The 7054-nt window shown below is 65.7% G+C and carries 5 protein-coding genes; 2 read left to right on the forward strand and 3 right to left on the reverse strand.

The features are described from left to right. Window positions 1-62: 62 nt before the first annotated feature. From ABL57_RS19740 to wecC, 3 genes are all read right to left on the reverse strand, one after another. Window positions 63-2543: a glycosyltransferase gene (locus ABL57_RS19740; protein WP_238986143.1), complete on the reverse strand. Its 2481-nt coding sequence runs from the start codon at window positions 2541-2543 to the stop codon at window positions 63-65. Window positions 2544-2740: 197 nt separating this feature from the next. Then, on the reverse strand, window positions 2741-3103 hold the full coding sequence (locus ABL57_RS19745) for a hypothetical protein (RefSeq protein WP_047805193.1): 363 nt from the start codon (window positions 3101-3103) through the stop codon (window positions 2741-2743). A gap of 102 nt (window positions 3104-3205) precedes the next feature. Further along, window positions 3206-4516 (reverse strand): UDP-N-acetyl-D-mannosamine dehydrogenase, encoded by a 1311-nt coding sequence (gene wecC, locus ABL57_RS19750; RefSeq protein WP_047805194.1) that lies wholly within the window; start codon window positions 4514-4516, stop codon window positions 3206-3208. A 340-nt stretch (window positions 4517-4856) separates the two neighbouring features. Here wecC and wecB point away from each other — a divergent pair, with 340 nt between their 5' ends. Continuing rightward, the gene (wecB, locus tag ABL57_RS19755; RefSeq protein WP_047805195.1) at window positions 4857-5999 is read left to right on the forward strand and encodes a non-hydrolyzing UDP-N-acetylglucosamine 2-epimerase; all 1143 of its coding nucleotides are present in this window, start codon (window positions 4857-4859) and stop codon (window positions 5997-5999) included. 79 nt (window positions 6000-6078) lie between these two features. Then, entirely contained in the window at window positions 6079-6900 is an 822-nt protein-coding gene (locus tag ABL57_RS19760) for a hypothetical protein (protein WP_047805196.1), read from the forward strand. The last annotated feature ends 154 nt before the right edge of the window (window positions 6901-7054 follow it).

Below are 7054 nucleotides of genomic sequence, written 5' to 3' on the forward strand. Positions count from 1 at the left end.
CGGTCCGCGTCGCTACCAGCAATCCGTACACGCAGTACCCGGTCTTAACCGACGAGGCCGACTCAAACGGGCGCCGGCTCGCCCCGTGGGACGACGGTGAGCGGCGAGTCCGGATTCATCGGGTCTTCCGGCTGCACCCGGATGTCGTAGAACGCGGCCAGCCGCAGGAGCAGCTCGCGGCACTCGGCCTTGTGCTCGGGGCCGACCTGCCTGTTGTACTTGTTGACGAACCAGCCCTGGAAGTAGGCGTCCGCCCGCGTGCGGCAGTACGCGTCGTAGAGCCCGTCCGCGCGCAACCAGGCCGAGCGCGCCTCTTCCAGCGGCAGGTACTTCCGGTAGAAGCCCGGCCCCACGGTGTTGACCATGCTGTTGGTCACCGCGCCGTAGTACACGTGGATCGGCAGCTTGACGGTGTCGATCCGCCGGGCCCGGCCGAGCATCTGCTGGAAGGCCATGGAGTCCTGGCCGAGGGCGCCGATCGGCTGGTGGAGGCCGATCGTGCGCAACCAGGCGGTGTCCGCGACCAGTGCCTGGATGCTCATCGGTTGGAAGCTGATCCGCTTCAGTGCGTCCTCCGGCACGATCTTGCCGCCCACGGGGTCGTCCTCGAGAACGCCGTTGAGAATGCCCACGTTCGGAATGACCCGCCGGTAGGACGACAGCTTGACCATGTCACCGATCGCGAACTGCAGCTTCAGGTCGCGGACACGCTCGAGCAGGATCCGGAACCCGTCGTGGACGGCCTCGTTGTCGGGATCCAGGTACGTGAGGTAGGGCGCCGTGGCCATGGCCAACCCCTGGTTCCGCGGACGGGACGCGCTGCCGGAGCCGCCGACCTCGTTGAAGTGCGCCCGAACGTTGGGGTGACGGGCGGCCAGCTCTGCCACCACCTGACGGGTGGTGCCGTCGGTCGACCCGTCGTCGATCAGCAGGACCTCCATGCGGTCGAAGATCGTGGAGCGCTGGAGCGAGCGGAAGCACTTGTGCTCCAGGTGCATGCCGTTGTTGTAGACGGGCACCACCACCGTGAGCTCCGGGCCGGCGACCGTTGCCGACACCGCGCCACCGCCCCCCGGGGCGGTGTTCACGCCGAACGGGTCGACGGAGTAGCCCGAGCCGGTGATCTCCGAGCCGGCCACGTACTGCTCCAGGGCCGGTCCGGTGGCCCACAGGGCGCTGCGGTGGCGGTCGTGGGCGAGGCCCACGGGTTCGTGGTCCTCCACCGAGATGACCCGGCCGGGCTGCTCGTAGCCGTTCTTGGCGACGAAGTCGACGTCCGCGTAGGCGAACCCGTTGACGAGGTCCTGGACGTAGTGGCTCGCGTACTCGTAGCGCGGGTCGACGGGGACGACGACGTCGAACTGATCCCGGCGCCGCAGGAGGTCCTCGCGTGGTACCACCTCGATCTCCCCGGCAGACTGCCGGCGGGCGATGTCGTGGACGGCCGGAACGACCTCGTCGGCCGTGACGGCGACGCGTCGCTGCACGGGAGTGGTCGGCAGCCCCACGGTCTTCAGGATCTCCCCCATCCGGTCGTGGGCCAGATGATCGGTGAAGGCGCGCCGGAGCCCGCTCATCTGGGTGCGGTACAGCTCCTCGCCATACATCGCTTCGAGGACGAGCGGCACCTCGGCGGCATGGTCGACCAGCTGCACCTCGGGCAGCAGGTCGTTGAGCGCCAGGCTGTAGTTGGACAGGACGAACGCCCCCATTGCCTGCAGCTCCACGGCCCGGTTGGCGAACATCGTCGGGCTGTAGTTGACCGAGTTGAGGTTGATCTGCACATCAACCATCCGCTGCAGCTTCAGCAGGTCCTCGTGGGCGACCCCGGGCCCCAGGTACGGGAGGTATTCCTCCGGATAGAAGTAGTTGGGGTCCCCCAGCCGACTGTTGCGGTCGAGGATCAGCAGATCTCGGCCGGAGTCGAGCACGCCGTCGAACAGTTTGGCAGCCCCGATCCGGCGGTTCGGATACTTGTGGGCAAGCCATGACCCGGCGAAGAGAACCTCGTGTCGCCGTTTCCGTCGCGAGCCGACCGGGTTGTGCGCACGGGGATTTACCCCGAAGGTCAGGGCTGTGACGGCCTGGGCACGTGGACATGCCTCGAGGTAGTCGGGGATCTTCTTCCGGTCGGAGGTGAAGACGAAATCCGCTTCCTGCGCTAGACCGAGGAAGACCGCGTAGTTGGGCGGGTCCTCCTTCGAGTAGAACGCCACCGGGACCCCGAGGGCCCTGAAGTGCGGAATCACCTCGGTGCGGACCATACCGGTGGCCGAGCTCGCACCGTGCCAGTCCTCGAAGCGGCCGCGCCAGGTGGAGGCGATCAGGAGCAGGTCCACGTCTGCGGCCACATCCCGGAAGTTCTCCGGGGTCACGTACGTGATGTCGGCCGTCCCCTCGAAAGTCACCCATAGGAACTGGTCGGCGATCACGGCCACCCGGGCACGGTGCGGTCGCACACTACGCGTCCCCAGGTGGGCCGGCAGCTGCCGGGCCGCATCCAGCAGTTCGCCGACCTTCTCCGTGCGGGACAGCCAAAGCAAGCGCTCGGTGTACTCCTCAGGAGTCCGGGATCGGGCCCAGTGCACGGGACTTCTCCCGTTCCTGAGCTGGCCTCGGAAATGAGCCGACCGGTAGTAGCGCCGGTCCTCGCGGAGATCGGCTTCTCGCGCCTTGAGTTCCTCGATTCGGTCTCGCACCTTCGCTTTGCGCATAGCCACCTGGTGAGGATTCAATGGGCTCATCGGCGGGCTCCTGCGCGCATCTTCCAATACACTCGTTGCAGCCGGCCCATCGCCGAGCCCTGCAGATTTCGCAGGGATGTTCGCGTCTTGTCCAGCTCGGTGCGCAACTTCTCGATCTCCTCCTGCCGCCTACGCAATTCCGATTCCAGCCACCAGATCTTCTGCAGCCGGGCGTTGTCCTTGGCCTTGGCCTCACGGTCCCGCTTCTCCAGGTTCGAGAAGAACACGAGTTCTTTCTCGTATGACTTGATCAGCTCCTGATGAAGCGTCGCGAGTTCGGCCGACTGCGCCTCGAGGACATCGGCAACGCCAGGCGGCTCGGCTACGGGGGCTCTCCTGGGAGTTTCCCAAGTGGTCATGTCTGATGTCTCGTTTCTGCGGAGGCAGGAGGCGTGCGCCGCTGTGTCCCAAGGGCACACATATATGTCGATCGGTTCAGCGGATCGACCGATTCACGGTGGTCAGTGTGCAACGGCGACGACGGGCACAGAGGTCGTGTGCATGGCCGGAACAGGCAAGCGCGGCTGACGCCATAGGCCCTTGGTGTCCACGACCGTCTTGCCGTCCAGTACGCCCTTGGGCAACTTCGAGAACTGCTGATGGTCCACGAGCAGCACCACAACGTCGGCCTGTTTGATCGCGTCCAGGACCTCGGCGAAACGCACGTTCTTCAGGCCCTGCAGTGCGGGCGGGAGCTCCGCCACGTGGGGCTCGACAGCAAGGACAGTCCCGTGCGACAGATCCCGCGCCAGCCGGCGCGTAACCTCCACGGCCGGGGACTCCCGCAGGTCGTCGATGTCCGGCTTGAACGCCAGACCCAGAGCCGCGACCACGGGCACGTCCAGGCCGGCCGTCGCCTCCTCGACCTTCCGTACGACCCAGTCCGGCTTGCCGTCGTTCACCTCGCGCGCGGTGCGAATCAGCCGGGACTCCTCCGGGGCTGCGGAGACGATGAACCAAGGGTCCACGGCGATGCAGTGCCCACCCACGCCGGGGCCGGGTTGGAGGATGTCCACCCGGGGGTGGTGATTGGCGAGCTCGATGAGCTCCCACACGTCGATGCCCAGCCGGTCGGCGACGAGGGACAGCTCGTTGGCGAAGGCGATGTTGACGTCTCGGAAGGAGTTCTCGGTCAGCTTGGCCATCTCCGCGGTGACGTCATCGGTCTCCAGCAGCTCGCCCACGCAGAAAGTCGCGTAGAGAGCCTTGGCCCGCCGGGTGGCCTCGGGGGTCATGCCACCGATGATGCGGTCGTTGGTGATGAGCTCTTCCATGACGCGCCCCGGCAGCACGCGCTCGGGGCAGTGGGCCACGTGGATGGCTGGTTTGCCATCGGCCCCGTCCAGGGACAGGTCAGGGCGCAGCTGAATAAGATGCTCGGCCATCTTGCGCGTGGTCTGGGGTGGGGAGGTGGACTCGAGGATGATCAGCTCGTCGCCACGCAGTTGTGGGGCGATGCTGTGCGAGGCAGCACGCACGTAGGACAGGTCGCCCTCGTAGTTGTCGGTGAACGGCGTGGGCACGGCCACCACGTAGGCGTCCCCATGTGGCATCTCGGTGGTCGCTGTGAGCGTCCCCTCCGCCACGACGCGCGCGAGCTGCTCCTCCAAGCCCGGTTCAACGAAGGGAATCTCTCCCCGGTTGATCTGGGCGACGTTGGCTTCGTTGATGTCCACGCCAATGACGCGGGAGCCGTAGTTGGCCAGGACCACGGCGGTGGGCAGGCCGATGTAGCCGAGACCGACGACGACGACGTTCTGCTGTTCAGACATGGCGCACTTCCTGGGGGGTGGGGGGCTGGGGGGCGGAATCAGGTTGAGCGAACACGGGTTGTGGGCGACTGCGGGGACGTCTCGTGTCAAAATCATACTCTGGCACGTTCATGGACTCGGCCGGAAAGTGCCCCGGCGCCGTGTCGGTCGCCACGGGTCCGACGGCTGCCATTGGCCTTCTGACCGGGGAGGACAGGACACGCCGGGCTGAGAGCAGCGTTGGTGACGAAGTCGGCGGCGCCGCGTTCTAGACTGAGGCCGCCCCCGTCCTCCTTCCCAAGTTTCCCCATTTGAGTGAAGATCGATTCTTGCTCCCCTCCCCACGACAAGGCGGTTCTGCATGCCCACGATCATGCCGATCTACGGCACCCGGCCCGAGGCCATCAAGATGGCGCCGATCGTGAAAGCTCTGGAGGACTCACCGGACTTCGAGTGCGTGGTCACGGTCACCGGCCAGCACCGGGAGATGCTGGACCAGGTCAACGAGATCTTCGACATCATCCCCAACCACGACCTGAACATCATCCAGCCGCGCCAAACCCTCAACGGGATCCTCACCCGCACCGTCGAGGGGCTTGAGGTACTGTTCGCCGAGAACACCCCTGATGCTGTCGTGGTCCAGGGGGACACCACCACCTCCACTGCCGCGGCCATCGCTGCGTTTTACCGGGGTATCCCGGTGATTCACGCCGAGGCCGGCCTGCGCTCGTTCGACCTCCTCTCCCCCTTCCCTGAGGAGGCCAATCGAAAGTTGACCTCCCAGATCACCTCTTTGCACTTGGCGCCCACGGCAACCTCCAAGCGGAACTTGTGTGCCGAGGCGATCCCGGAGGACGACATCGTGGTGACCGGCAACACGGTTATCGACGCTTTGCTGCACACGGTCGGAAAGAAGTTGCCTTTCACCGATCCCGCGCTCGAGCAGATCGCCGCGTCCGAGGGCAAGGTGCTGCTGGTGACCACCCACCGGCGGGAGAACCAGGGCGAGGCCATGCGCGGGGTAGGGCGAGCTTTGGCCCGAATCGCAGCGGCCGAGCCCGAGCTGACCATCGTGCTGCCGGCTCACCGCAACCCCGTGGTGCGCGAGGCCGTGCTGCCGGCACTGGAGGGCAAGGACAACGTCGTGGTCACCGAGCCCCTGGCATACGGCGAGTTCACCCGGATGCTGTCCGTGTCCGATGTGGTGCTCACCGACTCCGGTGGCGTTCAGGAGGAGGCGCCGTCCCTCGGCAAGCCGGTGCTGGTGATGCGGGAGAACACGGAGCGACCCGAAGCTGTGCACGCCGGCACCGTCAAGCTCATCGGCACCGACGAGGAGCGGATCGTCACCGAAGTCGATGCCCTCCTCAACGACGCGGAGGCTTACGCGGCCATGGCCAACGCCGTCAACCCCTACGGCGATGGACGCGCCGCGGCCCGCAGTCTCGCGGCCATCGAGCAACAGTTCGATCTTGGCCCACGGATCGAGGACTTCATCTTCTGACGACTCGCAGAACTACAGGTCACGACGAACCCGCCAAGCCGAACACCGCCACCCCAAGAGCCCGAGGACTCCACTACACATGACGAACCCGCCCGGCATCACCGTGAGGCTCGACGCGCTCGACGCCTTCGAGTCGACCACGCTCGTCCCGGAGGTGGCTCACAGGATCGACGTCGTGACGCCGCGCACGGTGCTGCCGCTGCTCGTGGTGCGCAAGCTGCAAGCGCAATCGGTAGTGGTCATGAACAACGGCGCTGTCGATCAGAATCTGGCCCACCGCCGGGTTGTCTTCCAGCGTTCGAGTTGGAGTGAGGACATCCGGCACCATCAGATCTACCTGTACGACCCTGCCACCGGCGGCCCCGACTTTCTGTCCCTCGCCTGGGGCCAGCTGTCCGAGGACCACTGGCTGGTTCCCGACATGGCCCGTGCGGTTGTGACATTGGCCGAAGCGTTGGGCTGCCCTGAGGTTCACCAGCGGACGTACTTCGGCTCGTCTGCCGGCGCTTTCATGGCCTTGGCACTGATGGCGCACGACAATGGCTCGCGGGCCGTCATCAACAATGCGCAGTTCGACTGGACCAGGTGGATGCCCACGGGTGTCAACGCCCTCCGCGAAGCTCGTTTCGGCAATCTGCTGCCCACGTTGCTCCGGGAGCGATATCCCGACCGCACCAATGTGCTCACGCTTCTTGCGGCCCGAGCCGCGCGCATGAATGTGCAGTACCACGTCAATCTGGCGTCCAAACACGATCGGGTCATCGACTATCCGATGTTCCACGATTTCCTGGTGGAGCACGCACACCTGATCGGCGATGTCGAGGTCCACCCATACTTCGACGAGAAATCGGGGCACAACCCGCTGTCCAAGGAGAGAACCTTGAGCATCCTCAACGAGTGAGCCTGCGACGGCATTCTTGTCACTGATCAACGACCACACGAAAAGGACACAGCATAGATGAAGATCACGGTTCTGGGCACGGGCTACCTGGGGGCCACGCACGCCGCGTCGATGGCGGAGATGGGCTTCGCGGAGGGCGTTGACACCCGTGGGC

Origin of the sequence: Kocuria sp. SM24M-10 (assembly GCF_001027955.1) — a bacterium.
Classification (GTDB): Bacteria; Actinomycetota; Actinomycetes; order Actinomycetales; family Micrococcaceae; genus Kocuria; species Kocuria oceani.